The organism is Micromonospora sp. NPDC048835 (assembly GCF_040649995.1).
Lineage (GTDB): Bacteria > Actinomycetota > Actinomycetes > Mycobacteriales > Micromonosporaceae > Micromonospora.
The window spans coordinates 132,077-148,117 of the sequence record NZ_JBEZGM010000003.1 but is presented as its reverse complement, the minus strand read 5'-3'; the positions used below and the strand labels follow the sequence as shown (position 1 = coordinate 148,117).

The window sequence follows — 16,041 nt, the reverse complement described above, 5'->3', positions numbered from 1 at the left end:
GTACGCCCCCGGGGTCAGCAGCCGCTGTCGCCACGTCCTGCCGTCCTCGGGCAGTTTCTGGTCGGGACAACCGCGTACGGCCTGCCGCAGCTCCCGCAGCGCGTCGTCGGCGTGGACATGGCAGAGCCCCCGCCGTACGGACCTGAGGTGGTCCGAACGACGGGGGCTCGGCGGGGAACTCCCGGCGCGTCCGGTCAGCCGCCAGCGCTCGGGCTGGTACCTGGCGCACCGGCGGCCTGCTGCGCCTGCTGGAACGCGGTGAGCGCCTCGTCCAGCGCCTTCAGCGCACGCCCGTAACGCTCGAAGTCACCTGACGTCTGCGCGGCCCGGACCTCGGTGATCGCGGTCTGCACCCGGTCCGCGGCGGCGGCCAGGTCACCGGCCGGTGGTGGGGTGCCGGCGCTCGGGGTCGGCGTCGGCGTCGGCGCGCCCGAGGGCGTGCCCGAGGGCGTCGGCGTCGGGGTCGTCGGGTTGCCCCCGGTCGTCGGCGGCGGCGACGTGCCCTGCCCGGCCTTCTTGCCCTGCTCGACCAGTTGCTTGATGCCGTCGTTGATGTTGTCGGCGAGCGCCACGAAGGAACCGCCGTCACCGTACGAGAGCAGCACCTTCTGCAACAGCGGGTAGGCGTCCTGCTGGTTGCTCTTCACGTAGACCGGCTCGACGTAGAGCATCCCGTCGGCGAAGGGCAACGAGAGCAGGTTGCCGTACTGCACCTGCGCCTGGTTGCTGGAGAGCAGGTTGAGCTGCTGACGGATGTTGGCGTTGTTGGTCATCTGCTGGTGCACCTGCACCGGGCCGGAGATCCGGGTCTGATCCGGCAACTCCAGTACCTCCAGCCGAGGCTTCCCGTCGACGTACGACCCGGAGATCAGCGCGGCGAGGTTCTGCCGGCCGTTCGGGGTGACCGCCGAGGTGAGCTGGAAGCGCGGGCTCTGCTGCCCCGGGAACTGGGTGAAGAGGTAGTACGGAGGCTGCTTCTGACCGCTGTCCGGAGCGTCCGGCACGTTGGGCACCTGCCAGAAGTCCTGTGCGGAGTAGAAGTCACCCGGGTTGGTCACGTGGAACTTGGTGAGCAGGTTGCGCTGCACCTTGAACATGTCCGCCGGGTAGCGCAGGTGCTCGCTCAACTCGACCGGGATCTCCGCCTTCGGCAGCACCAGGTCGCCGCCGAACGCCTTGTTCCACGCCTTGAGCACCGGGTCGGTGTCGTCGTACTCGTAGAGCTTCACCGTGCCGTCGTACGCGTCGACCGTGGCCTTCACCGAGTTGCGCATGTAGTTGACGTCTTCCCGGGCCAGCTGGAAGGTGCCCCGGTTGGTCAACTCGTCGGTGGTCTCGGTCTGCAGGTTGACCCGCTCGGCGTACGGGTAGGACGCCGCGGTGGTGTAGCCGTCGACGATCCACTGCACCCGACCGTCGACCACCGCCGGGTACGGGTCGCCGTCGAGCGTGAGGAACGGCGCGACCTTCTCCACCCGGTCCCGCGGGTTACGCACGTAGAGCAGCTTGGAGTCGTCGTTGATCGCCTCGGAGAGCAGGAAGTTCGACTCCTGCTCCTTGATGGCGTACAGCAGCCGCCGGGCGAAGGAGCCGATCTCCACGCCGCCCTCACCCGTGTAGGTGTAGGACTCGCCGCCACCCTCACCGACCGGCCTGTCGAACTCGGCCTTCTTGTTCGGGTCGGACTGCCCGACGATGGCGTAGTCGTCGGCCGCCATCCGCTCGCCGTAGTAGATGCGCGGCTGCTTGGCCGGGATCTGCTCGGTCTGCGAGGAGCACGCCTCCTGCGTCTTCTCACCGAGGAAACCGGAGACGAAGAACGGCTGCCCACCGCAGACCACCTGGTTGGCCGGGGCGGCCACCAACCCGTACCCGTGGGTGTAGACGGTGTGCCTGTTGATCCAGGTGTTCTGCTGGTCGGTCAACTCGCCGTAGTTGATCTCCCGGACGCCGACCACGTAGTCGGAGACCTTCCCGTTCACCCCGTACCTGTCGATGTCCAGCTTCGGGCCGAAGTCGTAGAAGCCACGCACCTGCTGGAGCTGGGTGTACGTCTCGCTCACCAGTTGCGGATCGAGCAGCCGCACGTTCGACACCACGGACGTGTCGGTGGCCAGGTTGCCCGGTGGGGTGAGGTTGTTCGCCGCGTACGGGGTCGTCTCGGTGGCCCCCAACCCGAACGCCGCCCGCGTCGCGTCGATGCTGCGCTGGATGTACGGCGCCTCCTTGTCCTTGGCGCTCGGCTTGACCTCGAAGGTCTGCACCGCCCAGGGGTAGATGCCGCCGATGGCCACCGCGGACACACCGAGCAGCGCCAGCGAGATCCCCGGCCAGACCAGGTTCCGCATCCAGGCGTTGGAGAACACCAGGATCGCGATCGCCACCACGATCGAGATGTAGGCGAGGATCTCCTTCGCCGGCAGCAACGCGTTGACGTCGGCGTAGCCGGCGCCGTACAACTTGGCGCCCTCGTTGTACTCGAGCAGCATCGCCCGCCGGTCCAACACGTACGCGATCGCCTTCAACAGCACGAAGACCGCGACGAGCGTGCTCAGGTGCGCGCGGGCGGCGTTGCTCATCCGGTCACCGACGCCCTGCAGGCGGACCCCGCCGAACAGGTAGTGCACCGCAAGCGCCCCGATCACGGCCAGCACCACGGCGGTGAAGGCGACCCCGAGCAGGTAGCGCCAGAACGGCAACTGGAAGACGTAGAAACCGACGTCGACCCCGAACTCCGGGTCCTTGATGCCGAAGTCACCGCCGTTGCGGAAGAGCAGCCACTGGTTCCACCGGTTCTGCGCGGAGAGACCGGCGAAGAGCCCGACCACCGCGGCGGTCAGCGCGATCCAGGTGCCGAGACGAGGTGTGAGCACCATCCGGTAGCGCTCCAGCGTCGCCTGCTCCACCGAGTGCGGACGCAGTCGCGGGCGCAACCGGTAGGCCAGCCACAGGTTGCCGCCGACGATCACCGCCATGCCGAGACCGATGGCGAGGAAGAGCACCAACCGGGTGAGCAGGACGCCGGTGAAGACCTCGGTGTAGCGGACCTCGTCGAACCAGAGCCAGTCGGTCCACGCCTGAACACCCCAGCCGAGCAGGGTGAAGAGCACGAAGACCCCGACCAGGACCGCGATGGTGACGCGCCCGCGCCGGCTCATCCTCGGGAGGGGGCTGCTGCTACGCATGACCACTGTTGGCTCCGCACGCTCGATATGATCAGCTCCGACCAGGGCACCCAGAGTACGGGGTGTTCCTGAGCGTGGCGGGGCACGGTCACATCGGTCAGCAACGCGTCGGCTGACCTCCCGCGCGCAACGTCTCCAGAGCGGTCATCGCCTCGTCCAGCGAACCCACCCGCAGCAGCGGCAGGTCGGGCTGCGGATTGCGGACCGCCTCGGCACAGTTGTCCGCCGGCACCAGGAAGACCTTCGCCCCGGCGCGCTTGGCGCCGACGAGCTTCTGGGCGATCCCGCCGATCGGGCCGACCGCGCCCTCGTCGTCGATGGTGCCGGTGCCGGCGATGATCTGGCCGCCGGTGAGATCGGCCGGGGTGAGCTTGTCCACGATCCCCAGGGCGAACATCAGACCGGCGCTCGGCCCGCCGATGTCACCCAGGTCGATGCCGAGCGTGAACGGGTGCGGCTGCTGCTGATCGATCTCGACACCGATGCGGGGTCGACCGTCCTTCTCCTGACTGGTCACCGTCGCGGTGGCCGGCACGCCGTCGCGGGTGTAGCCGATCGTCAACGCCGTGCCCGCCGGCTTGGCCCGGACCAGCTCGGTGACCTTCGCGGCGATCGGCACCGGCTGGCCGTCGACCGAGGTGATCAGATCGCCGGTCTTCAGCGCACCGGCCGCCGGACCGTCCGCGGCCACCGTCTTGACCACCACCTGCACCGGAAAGCCCAACTCCCGCAGCGCGGCGGTCTCCGCGCTGGTCTGCGACGCCTTGAAGTCCTCGGCGTTGCGCTGCTCGACCTGCTCCGTCGACTCCCCCGGCGGGTAGACCAGCTCACGTGGCACCACCGCCTCGTCGTCGGAGAACCAGCCCGCGATCGCCCCCCGCAACCGCACCGTGGGCTGCACCCCCACCGTGGTCAGCCGCAACTGGCCGGCCGAGGTCGAGGTCTCCCGACCGGAGACCTGGATGACCTCCTTACCGTCCTCGGTACCGAGGGTGTTGACCGTCGGCCCCGGGCCCAGCACCACGTACGGAATCGGCACCCGGAGGACCCCGATGCTCAGCAGGGCGGTGAACAGGGCACCGAGCAGGACCGTCAGGCCACGACGTCTCATGCCGCAGAGCGTACCGACCGGGCGCGGGCCACCCGTCGGATGCGCCGCGCGACTTCGCCCTCAGCGCAACGCCAGCGGCGGCTACCTGGGGCGCGGTCCGCGTACCGTAGGTGTCGTGCCTGATATTCCGTTCGGTTTCGCGCTCCCGGGTGGGCAGCCACCAGACCCCAACGATCCCGCGCAGATGCAGCAGTTCATGTCGCAGTTGCAGCACCTGCTCTCGGCGCCGGGCAGCGGGCCGGTCAACTGGGACCTGGCCCGGCAGGTAGCAGCCAGCCAACTCGCGGCCGCCGGTGACCCGGCGGTGTCGATGTACGAGCGCAACGCGGTCGAGGAGGCGCTGCGCCTCGCCGACCTGTGGTTGGAGCCCGCCTCGGCGTGGCCCACCGGCATCCAGAACCCCGTTGCGTGGAACCGCAACGAGTGGATCTTCAAGACGCTCGACGTGTGGCGCAAGCTCTGCGACCCCGTCGCCAGCCGGATGGTCGGTGCGATGGGCGACCTGGTGCCACCCGAGGCGCGCGCCCAGCTCGGCCCGATGCAGTCGATGGTGGCCTCCCTCGGTGGCGCGCTCTTCGGCGGTCAGCTCGGCCAGGCCCTCGGCTCGCTCGCCGCGGAGGTGCTCTCCGCCGGCGACATCGGGCTGCCGCTCGGCCCGGCCGGCACGGCCGCGCTCATCCCGGCCAACATCCGGGCGTACGGCGAGGGCCTGGAACTCCCCGAGGACGAGGTCCGCCTCTACGTGGCGCTGCGCGAGGCCGCCCACCAGCGGCTGTTCCAGCACGTCCCGTGGCTGCGCGGGCACGTGCTCAGCGCTGTCGAGATGTACGCCTCCGGCATCCGGGTCAACCGGGAAGCGATCGAGGAGGCCATGGGTCGGGTCGACCCGACCGACCCTGAGTCGATGCAGGCGATCGCCCTGGAGGGCATCTTCACTCCGGAGGACACCCCGGCGCAGAAGGCCTCACTGGCCCGGCTGGAAACCGCACTGGCCCTGGTCGAGGGGTGGGTGTGCCACGTCGTGGACAGCGCCGCCAGCGACCGGCTGCCAAACGTCGTCCGACTGGGCGAGGCGTTCCGCCGTCGGCGTGCCGCCGGCGGGCCCGCCGAGCAGACCTTCGCCGCGCTCGTCGGTCTGGAGCTGCGCCCCCGCCGGCTGCGCGAGGCGGCGGCGCTCTGGGCCGCGCTCACCCAGCACCGCGGCATCGAAGGCCGCGACGCGGTCTGGGGCCACCCGGACCTGCTCCCGTCGGACGACGACTTCGCCGACCCGGTCGCCTTCGCGATGAACGACATGGACCTCAGCGAGTTGGACAGCTTCGACTTCACCGCCCCGGGCGGTGTGCAGGAGCAGGCCCCCGGTCAGTCGGGTCCGTCGGATGAGTCCGGTCCGTCGGGTCAGTCGGATGAGCCTGAGGGCGACGCCAAGTCCTGACGTCCGCGCACGGCCTGTCGTGCCAGGGTGCCCGAATGATCGACAACGGGCACCCTGGTACCCCGCGCCGCCCGCCCCGCGCCGCCCGCCCCGCCCCGCGCCGCCCGCCCCGCGCCGCGCCGCCGCAAGGCTGCCTGCTGATCGCACCCTGGCCTAGCCGTCCCCCGGCCCGGCGTGCGTTCGTGCAGGGCTGCCCGGGTGGCGCGGAGCCTGCTGGTAGCCGGGCCCGCCTGGTCACCCGGGCCGGCGGGGTGGCCGCTTCGGGTGGACTGATCGCCGGGCAGTTCTCGGGTCGTCGTCGGCCGCAGGCTGACGGTTCAGGCAGGTCGACCCGCCCCGGAGAGAAGGGCGCGGGTCGCGTCCCAACCCTCGAAGGCCGGGTCCAGCGTGGCCAGGTCCGCCGGGCCGCGCAGTCGTCGCCAGCCAGCGGTGACGGCCACGTCACCCGGGCGCGGAGCGTTGGCGCGCGCGTCGACAGGCGTCGCCGAGTCCAGGTGCAGTGTGGGTAGCCAGTCCGGCGCGGGCAGTCGTACCGCGACCCCGAGCAGACCTGGGCCGCCGCCCTCGACCGGAGCCACCGCGACCGGCCGGGTGGTGAGCGGGCGGAGCAGCTTGCCGACGGTCAGGGCGGGCAGGTCAGGCACGTCACCGACCAGCACGGCCGCCTGGTCGTACCCCTCCAGCGCGGCGAAGACAGCGTTCGGCGTCGGCGCGGCCACCTCGTACACGGCCGTGCCGGGCCACACCAGCGCATCGGCCAAAGCCCGGTCGACCGGGGTCACCGCGACGGCGACCTCCACCTCGTTGAGCGTGGCGAGCAGGTCGATGACGTCTTCCGCGAGTGCCGCCCGCCATGCGGCCAGGTCGACGCCGGGCGGCGACCAGTGCACCGGCCCGAGTAATGCCACCACCACCCGTCGCGCCATCCCCCGACCCTAGCGCCCCGCCCCGTACGGTCACCCCACCCGGCCCGACCCACCCGGCGGCGTGCGGCGGCATGATCCACTCGGATTCCTTGAAGTCGCGGTATCCGAGGGTCGTTGTCAGCGCGTTGTTCAGGAACACGAGTGGATCTAGGCCGGTCGCAGATCAGGCAGCGCCCGACACCCGCAAGCCCCGGACCCAGGTCAACAGCACCTCAGGCCGCGTTCGACCCGACGCTGACGGGGTGCGGAAGGGTACGGATCAGGTGGGCAGGGGTGCGCCGGAGGCGGCGGCCACCCCTTCGAGGTAGCCGCGGGCGCGTTCCGCCTTCGGGTAGCGGCCGACCAGCGACCAGAACCGAGCGTTGTGGCTGGGCACGATGAGGTGCGCCAACTCGTGGAGCAACACGTAGTCGATCACCCATTCGGGCATCTCCTGAACGCGGTGCGAGATTCGGATGCTGCGGTCCGCCGGCGTGCAGGAGCCCCACCGGCCGTTCTGGTTGGTGACCCATCGGACACTGGCGGGCACCGCCTTCGTGGCGTACCCGGTGAGGTAGAGCTCGATGAGCCGGTTGGCGCGGGCCACCAGTTCGGCGTCGGAGCGGGCGAGGCGCCCCTCTCGGGCGGCGAGCCGGGCGAGCATCCGGTCGACCCATTCGCTCTCCTCGGCGCGGGAGAACTGGTCGGGGATGAGGACGACCACTCGCTCACCGTCACGGTACGCGGACACCGTGCGTCGTCGACGCTGGCTGCGCCGCACCTCGACGACCGGCTTGCGCGCCCCCGCCATCACTGGGCCGCGCAGCCTCGACTACGTGTCACGAAGGAAAGCTAAAGCCCACTGACCAGGGGTCCGCAAGAGTCAACCGCACGACACGCGCCCAGAAAATGGTGATTGGTCGCCAGGCGTCCCGAAAATTTCTTGACCGAAGCGCCATCGCGCCACCTCGTCACCCTTCGTGAACGCCGATGGCGCCGGCGCACGGCACCTCCCCACCGTAGGTGATCACCGTCCCGAATGCCGCCGCGGGGGCACTCGCACGGGTGGCTGTCAGGGTTTGGTCGGCGTGTCCCCGCCAAACTGACTTATCCGACCTATTTCGCCATGCACACTCTCGACGTCGACTTGCTCACAGTGTCGATGCACAGCTGACATGGAACTGCCCAGACCTGGGTAGGGTCCGCGGACCAGCGGTCACGAAGGTGGCCGCGGAGTGAGACCCAGCGCCGGCGCCCCGTGTGGCCCGCCGCCGGGCACCCCGCCGGGACGGCATTGACCGGCGGACGAGACGAGGAGGGCACCGTGGCCGACCAGGCCCAGACGACCTACAACGGTTACTGCGTGAAGTGCAAGGAGAAGCGGGACTTCGAGGGGCACGTCGAGGTCTCGAAGACCGGAATGAACATGGCCAAGGGCAAGTGTCCGGTATGCGGTACAACAGTGAACCGCATCCTGGGCAAGGCCAAGGTCTGACCCGAACGGGTGAACGGGGGCGGGGTGGCCGGTGGCCACCCCGCCCCCGTTGCCGACCAGGAGCGTCGATGGCCTGTCGGGTGACCGACAACACGGACGGCAGCCTGTGGAAAACCAGCCAGATCCTGTGGATAGCGCTGGACAGCGGCTCGGCCACCTGTGGACAACGATCGACCGAAAGCGAAGTCGCGGTCACGATTGGTGACCATGAGCCGCACCGTACTGCCCCGCCCCACCCTGCTGCCCGGTCTCAACCGGCTCTGGCGGGACCGGCACACCCTCCAACTCGGCGTCGGCCCCGGGCCGGCCGTCCTGCTGGAGTTGGCCAACCCCCGCGCCGCTCACCTGCTCGACCTGCTCGACGGCACCCGCAGTGAGCGCACCGTGCTGGCCCAGGCGGCGACCGCCCAGGTCAGCGCCGACGACGCACGTACCCTGATCGATACCCTGCGGGCCGCCGGGCTGTTGGTGCCCGCGCACAGCCTGCTCCCCCGCGACCTGACCGGGCCGGTTCGTGCCCGGCTCGCGGCGGAGGCTGGCGCGCTCGCCCTGGCCGCCGCCCGACTGCCCGGCACGCCGGCGCAGGTCCTGCGGCGGCGACGGGCCGCCCGCGTCCTGCTCAGCGGCGCTGGAGCGCTCGGCGGGCCACTGACTGTGGCGCTGGCCCAGTCCGGCGTGGGGCAGGTCATCCCCCAGCTCACCGGCCCGGTCCGTTCCGTCGACCTGATCGGCACGGGCATCCCCGCCACCGAGCTGGGTCGCCCGCTGGCACCGGCGGTGCGGGCCGCGGTCGACCGCGTCGCACCGGGCACCGGCACCCACCCGAGTCGCACCGGGCGGATCGATCTGGTGATCCAACTCGGCACGGACCGGCCTCCCGCGCTGCTCGCCGCCGGCCTCACCCAACGCCGGCAGCCCCATCTGCTGGTCACGCTGCGCGAGGGCGTACCGGTGATCGGGCCGCTGGTCCGCCCGCCCGCGGGGCCCTGCCTGCACTGCGTCGAGCTGCACCGGGCCGATCGCGACCCGGACTGGCCGAGGCTCGCCGCTCAACTGGCCGCCGCCGACCCGGTAGCCGCCGGAACGACCGGCACGTTGCTCGCCGCCTGCGGGTACGCGCTGGCCGAGGCACTGACGCAGCTCGACGGGGGTCAGCCGGACACGCTGGGTGGGGCCATGGAGGTCACCGGCGCCGGTCGTTTCCGTCGTCGGGGTTGGCCGCCGCACCCGACGTGTGGGTGCTCGCGGGGCCGAGTGTCCGCACCAGCCCAGCCGCACAGCAGCACCGAGGCCCTCCGGTCGGTAACAATGACCGGGTGACCGACATCCCGCGCCGCGCCGTGTCCCGCACCGCCAAGCTCGCCGCCCTGCCGCTCGGCTTCGCCGGCCGGACCGTTCTCGGCATGGGAAAGCGCGTCACCGGGCTCGCCTCCGACGTGATCTCCGCGGAGATCCAACAGCGCACCGCCGAGCAACTGTTCAGCGTGCTGGGCCAGCTCAAGGGCGGGGCGATGAAGTTCGGCCAGGCGCTGTCGGTCTTCGAGGCGGCGTTGCCGGAGGAGATCGCCGCGCCATACCGGCAGGCGTTGACGAAGTTGCAGGAGGCAGCGCCGCCGCTGCCGGCCGCGAGCGTGCACAAGGTGCTGGCCGAGCAGCTCGGCCCCGACTGGCGGGACCTGTTCGTCGAGTTCAACGACGTTCCGGCCGCTGCCGCGAGCATCGGCCAGGTGCACCGGGCCCGGTGGCGCCAGCCGGGGTTCGACGAGTCGGGTGCTCCGAACAGCCGCGACGTGGCGGTCAAGATCCAATATCCGGGGGCCGGCGACGCCCTGCTCGCCGATCTCAAGCAGCTCTCCCGTCTCGGCGGGATGTTCCGGGCCATCCAGCCCGGCCTGGACGTCAAGCCGCTCCTCACCGAGCTACGCGAGCGGATCACCGAGGAGTTGGACTACGAGTTGGAGGCCGAGTCACAGCGCGCCTTCGCCACCGCGTACGCCGACGACCCGGAGATCTTCATCCCGGAGGTGGTCAACTCCGCCCCCCGGGTGCTGGTCACCGAATGGGTGACGGGCACCCCGCTTGCCGACATCATCCGCGAGGGCACCGAGGAGGAGCGGGACGAGGCGGGCCGGTTGATGGCCACCCTGCACCTCTCCGCGCCACAGCGGGCTGGGCTGCTGCACGCCGACCCGCACCCGGGCAACTTCCGGTTGCTCCCCGACGGAAGGCTCGGGGTGATCGACTTCGGTGCGGTGGCCCGGATGCCGGAGGGCACCCCGGAGCCGATCGGTCGTATCGCCGCGACAGCCCTGCGCGGCGATGCCGACGAGGTCGTGGCAGGGCTGCGGTCGGAAGGGTTCATCGGCTCGGCCGAGCAGATCGACGCCGAGGGTGTGCTCGACTTCATCCGCCCCATGCTGGAGCCCATCGCTGCGGACGGCTTCCGGTTCACCCGGGCCTGGCTCCGGGCCGAGGCTGGTCGACTGGCCAGCCCTCGCTCCCCCACGTACCAGCTGAGCAGGCAGCTCAACCTGCCACCGTCGTACCTGCTGATCCACCGGGTCACGCTCGGGTCGATCGGGGTGCTCTGCCAGTTGGAGGCGAAGGCCCCGTACCGGAGCATCCTGGAGCGCTGGCTGCCCGGCTTCGCCCCGGTCGCCTGACCGCGCCGAAGCCAGGGCGCCTGACCGCGCCGAAGCCGGGGCGGCTGACCACGCTGGGGCTCGGACGCCTGACGGCATGGGGAAGGGCGGGTGCCTGTCGGCACCCGCCCTTCTGCGTGGGTTGGTACTAGAGAACGCCCAGGTCGCGGGCCGCCTGGCTGCGGCCGGTCATGGCGACGGTACGGGCGGATCGGGTTGCCTCAGTGCTCGTGGTGGTACGACCGGCCTGAGGCCGGCGCATTCGAGCCCTGGTCAACGCTTCGTGGAGTAGTTGCATCTCGAAGGCTCCACTCGGAATGTTCAACATCGTTTTCTCACTCACTGCCGGTGTGACACCGGCGTCGTTGGAACGGGTCGGGAACATGTCAGGCTGCCAGCCGGACCGCGCCACGCACCTCGGACAGCCCACTGGCCGCCAGACGCGCCTCGGCCTGGACCCGAAGCTCGGCGTCACGGGCGACGTCCTCCTTACGCGGACGGCCACGGGGCCGCTTACGCGGGAGAACCGCGCCACGCTCGAAGATCTCGCCGCCCCAGACGCCCCAGGGCTCCGCTCGCTCAACGGCTCCGGCCAGGCACTCGACGCGCAGCGGGCAGTCCCCGCAGAGCGACTTGGCCAGCTCGAGCTCGGTGGGCGAGTCGGAGAACCACAGGTCAGGGTCGAACTTCCGGCAGGGCAGGTTCGCCTCCAGCTCGACGCTCATGTCGAGGGGGGCCAACGCCAGACTCATCTCCCGGTCACCTCTCTCTCACTTCGATCTCGTGGATCGCATTCCGACGTACTTACGGCGGGCGAAAAACTGAGGCCGCGGATCCCGGTAAGCGGGTTCCGCGGCCTCGAGGTGAGCCGGTGTCTGATGGTCAGACCGGTTTACCTCGAGGTGGAACGCCGCGGACATCCATGCGCTTCTTGGCGACCCGGATGCCATTGCCCGTGAAGCCACTGGTCCCCTCGACTCCAGCGGGCGCGACGGTCAGGGTCAGCTCGGCCTGAACCTGGTGCACCTGCGGAACCGACGGTCGTGCAGCCGCGAGGGCCACCCGGACAGTCGACAGCGGAGCGCAGACAGACGGCATCGCCGTCAGACGCTCATAGGTGAAGATCTTCACGGGTGCCACCTCCCTCACGTTCCTCGTATCGACTGGACCAACCTCGTGAGCAGCCGGAATGGCGCCGCTCGCGTGGTGTGTCCTGAGGCTATTCCTCGCGCCGGGGCGAGGGCAAACGAATTTACGACGAGATTTCGAAAGTTTTCTCCGGGCAGACATCGTCCACCCCGGCACCAGCCACGAGGGCCAGCACCGACTCGCCGTAGAGGCCCAATTTGCGAGGGCCGATACCGGCGATGGCGATCAGCTCCTCCGACCGGCCCGGTCGCCGCTCGGCCAACGCGATCAGCGTCGCGTCGGTGAAGACCACGTACGCCGGGACCTTCTGCGCGCCGGCCACCCGCTGCCGCCACTCGCGCAGTCGTTCGTGCAGCTCATCGTCGATGTCGGATGGGCAGGTGGGGCAGCGACCGAGTTTGCGGTCCGGGCCGGCGAGCAGGGTCGCGCCGCAGATCCGACAGGAGACGATCTGGGTTCGCCGCCGCTCGGGACGGCGGGCCGGGCCGCTGCCGCCGGTCGCCCGTTCGGTGCCGCCGGAGCGGTCCAGTTGGGGCAGGAACCGCGACGGCCGCCGGGCCCGTCCGCCCGGCGAGCGCGCCGCGGCGTACGACAGCCAGAGCCACTCGCGGGCGCGGGTGATCCCGACGTAGAGCAGCCGCCGCTCCTCCTCGACCTGCTCGACGGTCTTGGCGTACGTGGTGGGCAGGGTGCCCTCGGCGAGCCCGATCAGGAACACGGCGTCCCACTCCAACCCCTTGGCGGAGTGCAGGGACGCCAGCGTCACTCCGTCCACCGTCGGCACGTGCTGTTGGGCGGCCCGGCGCGCCAACTCCTCGGTGAAGTCGGTGAGGGTGACGGGGCGCTCCACCGAGGCGGCCTCGCCGATCGGCACGACCTCGGGCGTGGCCGCGTACTCCTCGGCGAGCTGGACCAGCGCGGACAGCGCCTCCCACCGCTCGCGGGCGGCGCCACCGGCCGGGGGTGCGTCCGGGGCCCAGCCGACGGCGGTGAGCGCCTCGACGACGGCGGCCGGCAACGGTGTCTCGCCGGGTATGGACCGGGTGGCGGCCCGCAGCGCGACCATCGCCTGGCGCACCTCGGCCCGTTCGAAGAACCGCTCCGCGCCCTGCACGACGTACGGCACCGCGGCCTCGGTGAGCGCCTTCTCGTACGCCTCGGACTGCGCGTTGACCCGGAACAGCACGGCGATCTCCTTCGCCGGCGTGCCCGCGTCGATCAACGACCGGCAGCGCGCGGCAACCGCGTTCGCCTCGGCCGGCTCGTCGGTGAAGATCCGCAGGTCCGGCTCGGGGCCGGGTGGGCGCTGGCCGCTCAGCTCCAGCCGCAGGCGCGCCTCGGTGCCCCGGGCCTGCGAGATCACCGCGTTGGCCAGCCCGACCACCTGCGGCGTGGAGCGGTAGTCGCGGACCAGCCGGACCACCGTGGCGCGGCGGTGCCGGCGGGGGAAGTCGACGAGGTACGCGGAGGTCGCCCCGGTGAACGAGTAGATCGTCTGGCTGGCGTCCCCGACCACGGTCAGGTCGTCCCGACCGCCCAGCCAGGCGTCCAGCAGCCGCTGCTGAAGAGGGTTGACGTCCTGGTACTCGTCGACCACGAAGTGCCGGTACTGGCCACGGACCTGCTCGCCGACGTCCGGGTGCTCCTCGATGCCCCATACCGCGGCGCGCAGCATGTCCTCGAAGTCGATCACGCCGTTCGCGCGCTTGAGCTGCTCGTACGCGGTGAAGACGTCGGCCACCTTCGCCGGCTCGTGCGGGGTGTCGCGCAGCGCGCCGGCGGCAGCCACCACGTACTCCGACGGCTCGACAAGCGACGACTTCGCCCACTCGATCTCGCCGGCCAGGTCCCGGGCGGCGGCCCGGTCGGCACGCAGGCCGACCCGGGCGGCGGCGAGGGTGACCAGTCGTACCTTGCTGTCCAGCAGTTCGGGCATGGCCCGGCCGGCGAGCAGCCGGGGCGCGAAGTACCGCACCTGCCGCAGCGCCGCGGCGTGGAACGTCCGTGCCTGGACACCTTGTGCACCGAGCAGGGTGAGACGGTGTCGCATCTCGGCGGCGGCGCGGGCGGTGAAGGTGACCGCGAGCACGTGCCGGGGGGAGATCTCACCGGAGAGCGCCCGGTGGGCGATTCGGGAGGTGACCGCCCGGGTCTTGCCGGTGCCGGCGCCCGCCAGGATGCAGACCGGCCCGGCGGGTGCGGTCACCGCGGAGCGTTGCTCCGGGTCCAGCCCGGCGAGCACCTGTTCCGACGCTGAGTGAACCACCACAACCAGGAATCATCTCAGCTCCTCCCAGCGTTGCAGCGAACAGCCTCGGCTTGATCCGCAAGCCGCGGCCGGAGGAGTTGGAGGATCCGACCATGCTGACGATGTATTCCACCCCCTGGTGCGGCTACTGCCACCGGCTGAAGTCGCAGCTCGACCGGGAGGGCATCGGGTACGAGGTGGTCGACATCGAGCAGGACCCGAAGGCTGCGGAGTTCGTGATGAGCGTCAACGGTGGCAACCAGACGGTGCCGACCCTGCGCTTCGCCGACGGCAGCGCCCTGACGAATCCCTCGATCACCCAGGTCAAGCAACACCTGGAGACGCTCACCGCCTGATCTGTCGGTTCATCCTCGGTGCGCGGCCGCCCCACCCGGGGCGGCCGCTCGTCGTGTTCGGGTACGGGTCACGGTGGCGACGGTCGGCGGGTGCCGCAAGCCCTCGTCGGTCGGCGTCCTCGGCTGGTCGGCGGGGTGCCGGGAGCGTCGGGCGGGTGGGTGGTGTCGGCGGTCGGACGGCCGTCGGCGCGCTCAGGTGCCGGCCCCGCCACAGGTAGCCTCCGGCGGCCAGGGTGGCCAGTCCGACCAGCACGAACAGCAGCCGGTAGTCCAGGAGGCCGACCAGCAGGGCGCCCGCGCCGATGGAGAACGCCTGCGGCCCGCTGATCACCGCCTGGGTGGCTGCGGCGACCCGGCCGACAAGCGCGGGCGGGGTCCGACGCTGGATCAGCGTGTGCAGCCCCACCATCGTCAGCGGGAGCGACACCCCGGCCAGCAGCACCGCCGCGAACCCGAGCCGCAGATCGGGGTACGCGAGCGCGAGCGCGGCCGGCGAGAAGAAGGCGACACCCGCGGCAAGCGTGCCGACCTCTCCGAGCCGGCGGACGAGCGTCGCCGAGCAGAGCCCACCGAGCAGCCCGCCCACGCCCTGCACCGTGACCAGCACGCCCACGAATGCGGCATCCCGGTGCAGCCCCTGGTCGACGTAGGCGAAGATGAGCGATTCGCTGAAGCCCATCACCAGTGATCCGAGCCCGTAGCCGAGCAGAGCCCGCCGCAGGGCCGGCTCGCCGGCCAGGTGCCGCAGACCAGCGCCCAGTTCGGCCGGCCACCGCAGTCGTACCGTCGGCGGCAGTGGTCGCGGGGTGGGAAGTGCGGTCACCACCGCCGCCGCGGTCAGAAATCCGACCATGCCGATGGCGGCCAGCGCCCACCCGCCGAGCGCCGCGTAGAGCGCCGCGCCCACCAGCGGGCCGATCAGTCGGATCCCCTGGCGTACGGTCTGCAGCACGCCGTTCGCCTCGGCCAGCAGCTCGACCGGCACCAACTCGCGGATGAGCCCGCTGAGCGCCGCGCCGAGCGTGATCGACGAGAGGCCGTAGAAGGCGGCGACCAGGTAGACGATCCAGACGTCACCCGCGTCGCGGACGGTGAACAACGGTGCGAGCAGGGCCGCGGTCACCACGTTCGCGGCCACGAAGAACTGTCGACGCGGGTGGCGGTCGACGAACCAGCCGACAAGCGGTGCCAGGGTCATCGGCGCGATGACGGCGAAGATGGTGGCGCCGGCAAGCCCGTTGGAGCCGGTCAGATCCTTGACCCAGATCGCGAGCGCGAGCAGCAGGATCGACTCGGCGGTCATGCTGGCCAGCAGGCCGACGAAGAGCAGGCGGAAGTCGGGTCGGCGCAGGATCGTGCGCATGGGGTCCCTCCGGATGGCGTGCCCAGATGGGCGAGGTCGACGGGCCGCGACCGCGGGTCCGTCGTCATCCGGCATTCCCGTGGTCCGATTTTCGCAAGACACGCCCTTGTCGGAACCTCCGACACTGGTCGCGCCGTCCATACTGACCGTGG

General features: G+C 71.0%; 12 protein-coding genes and 1 pseudogene. 5 read left to right on the top strand and 8 right to left on the bottom strand.

Going from position 1 to position 16,041, the window contains the following annotated elements:
* Positions 1 to 194 precede the first annotated feature (194 nt).
* The gene (locus AB0C15_RS05425) at positions 195 to 3,185 is read right to left on the bottom strand and encodes a UPF0182 family protein (RefSeq protein WP_357348941.1); all 2,991 of its coding nucleotides are present in this window, start codon (positions 3,183 to 3,185) and stop codon (positions 195 to 197) included.
* A gap of 97 nt (positions 3,186 to 3,282) precedes the next feature.
* Complete coding sequence (locus AB0C15_RS05420; protein ID WP_357348939.1) at positions 3,283 to 4,296, bottom strand: PDZ domain-containing protein; 1,014 nt, start codon at positions 4,294 to 4,296, stop codon at positions 3,283 to 3,285.
* 184 nt (positions 4,297 to 4,480) lie between these two features.
* Between AB0C15_RS05420 and AB0C15_RS05415 the strand changes: the two genes are divergently transcribed.
* Positions 4,481 to 5,731, top strand: a complete 1,251-nt coding sequence (locus AB0C15_RS05415) for a zinc-dependent metalloprotease (RefSeq protein ID WP_357349326.1) — start codon at positions 4,481 to 4,483, stop codon at positions 5,729 to 5,731.
* Between the two features lie 317 nt (positions 5,732 to 6,048).
* On the opposite strand, the gene AB0C15_RS05410 is transcribed toward AB0C15_RS05415, so the two are convergent.
* Positions 6,049 to 6,657: a hypothetical protein gene (locus AB0C15_RS05410; protein ID WP_357348937.1), complete on the bottom strand. Its 609-nt coding sequence runs from the start codon at positions 6,655 to 6,657 to the stop codon at positions 6,049 to 6,051.
* A 259-nt stretch (positions 6,658 to 6,916) separates the two neighbouring features.
* Entirely contained in the window at positions 6,917 to 7,447 is a 531-nt protein-coding gene (locus tag AB0C15_RS05405) for a M48 family metallopeptidase (protein ID WP_357348935.1), read from the bottom strand.
* Between the two features lie 513 nt (positions 7,448 to 7,960).
* Between AB0C15_RS05405 and AB0C15_RS05400 the strand changes: the two genes are divergently transcribed.
* The 3 genes from AB0C15_RS05400 (at position 7,961) to AB0C15_RS05390 (ending at position 10,794) form a co-directional block, all read left to right on the top strand.
* Positions 7,961 to 8,131: a DUF5679 domain-containing protein gene (locus AB0C15_RS05400; protein ID WP_167457767.1), complete on the top strand. Its 171-nt coding sequence runs from the start codon at positions 7,961 to 7,963 to the stop codon at positions 8,129 to 8,131.
* 207 nt (positions 8,132 to 8,338) lie between these two features.
* Complete coding sequence (locus AB0C15_RS05395) at positions 8,339 to 9,451, top strand: TOMM precursor leader peptide-binding protein (protein WP_357348933.1); 1,113 nt, start codon at positions 8,339 to 8,341, stop codon at positions 9,449 to 9,451.
* Positions 9,448 to 10,794: an AarF/ABC1/UbiB kinase family protein gene (locus AB0C15_RS05390; RefSeq protein ID WP_357348931.1), complete on the top strand. Its 1,347-nt coding sequence runs from the start codon at positions 9,448 to 9,450 to the stop codon at positions 10,792 to 10,794. The genes AB0C15_RS05395 and AB0C15_RS05390 overlap by 4 nt, the downstream gene beginning before the upstream one ends.
* A gap of 365 nt (positions 10,795 to 11,159) precedes the next feature.
* Here the strand turns inward: AB0C15_RS05390 and AB0C15_RS05385 are convergent, their stop codons facing one another.
* The 3 genes from AB0C15_RS05385 to AB0C15_RS05375 form a co-directional block, all read right to left on the bottom strand.
* Positions 11,160 to 11,525, bottom strand: coding sequence for a WhiB family transcriptional regulator (locus AB0C15_RS05385; RefSeq protein ID WP_357348929.1), 366 nt, complete (start codon positions 11,523 to 11,525; stop codon positions 11,160 to 11,162).
* 130 nt (positions 11,526 to 11,655) lie between these two features.
* Complete coding sequence (locus AB0C15_RS05380; RefSeq protein ID WP_357348927.1) at positions 11,656 to 11,904, bottom strand: hypothetical protein; 249 nt, start codon at positions 11,902 to 11,904, stop codon at positions 11,656 to 11,658.
* Positions 11,905 to 12,025: 121 nt separating this feature from the next.
* Positions 12,026 to 14,191 (bottom strand): ATP-dependent DNA helicase UvrD2, encoded by a 2,166-nt coding sequence (locus AB0C15_RS05375; protein WP_357348925.1) that lies wholly within the window; start codon positions 14,189 to 14,191, stop codon positions 12,026 to 12,028.
* Between the two features lie 92 nt (positions 14,192 to 14,283).
* Between AB0C15_RS05375 and AB0C15_RS05370 the strand changes: the two genes are divergently transcribed.
* Positions 14,284 to 14,526, top strand: coding sequence for a mycoredoxin (locus tag AB0C15_RS05370; RefSeq protein ID WP_139582276.1), 243 nt, complete (start codon positions 14,284 to 14,286; stop codon positions 14,524 to 14,526).
* Positions 14,527 to 14,641: 115 nt separating this feature from the next.
* Here AB0C15_RS05370 and AB0C15_RS05365 read toward each other — a convergent pair.
* Positions 14,642 to 15,889: pseudogene (locus AB0C15_RS05365) on the bottom strand (MFS transporter); the annotation flags it as partial.
* Positions 15,890 to 16,041: the final 152 nt, after the last annotated feature.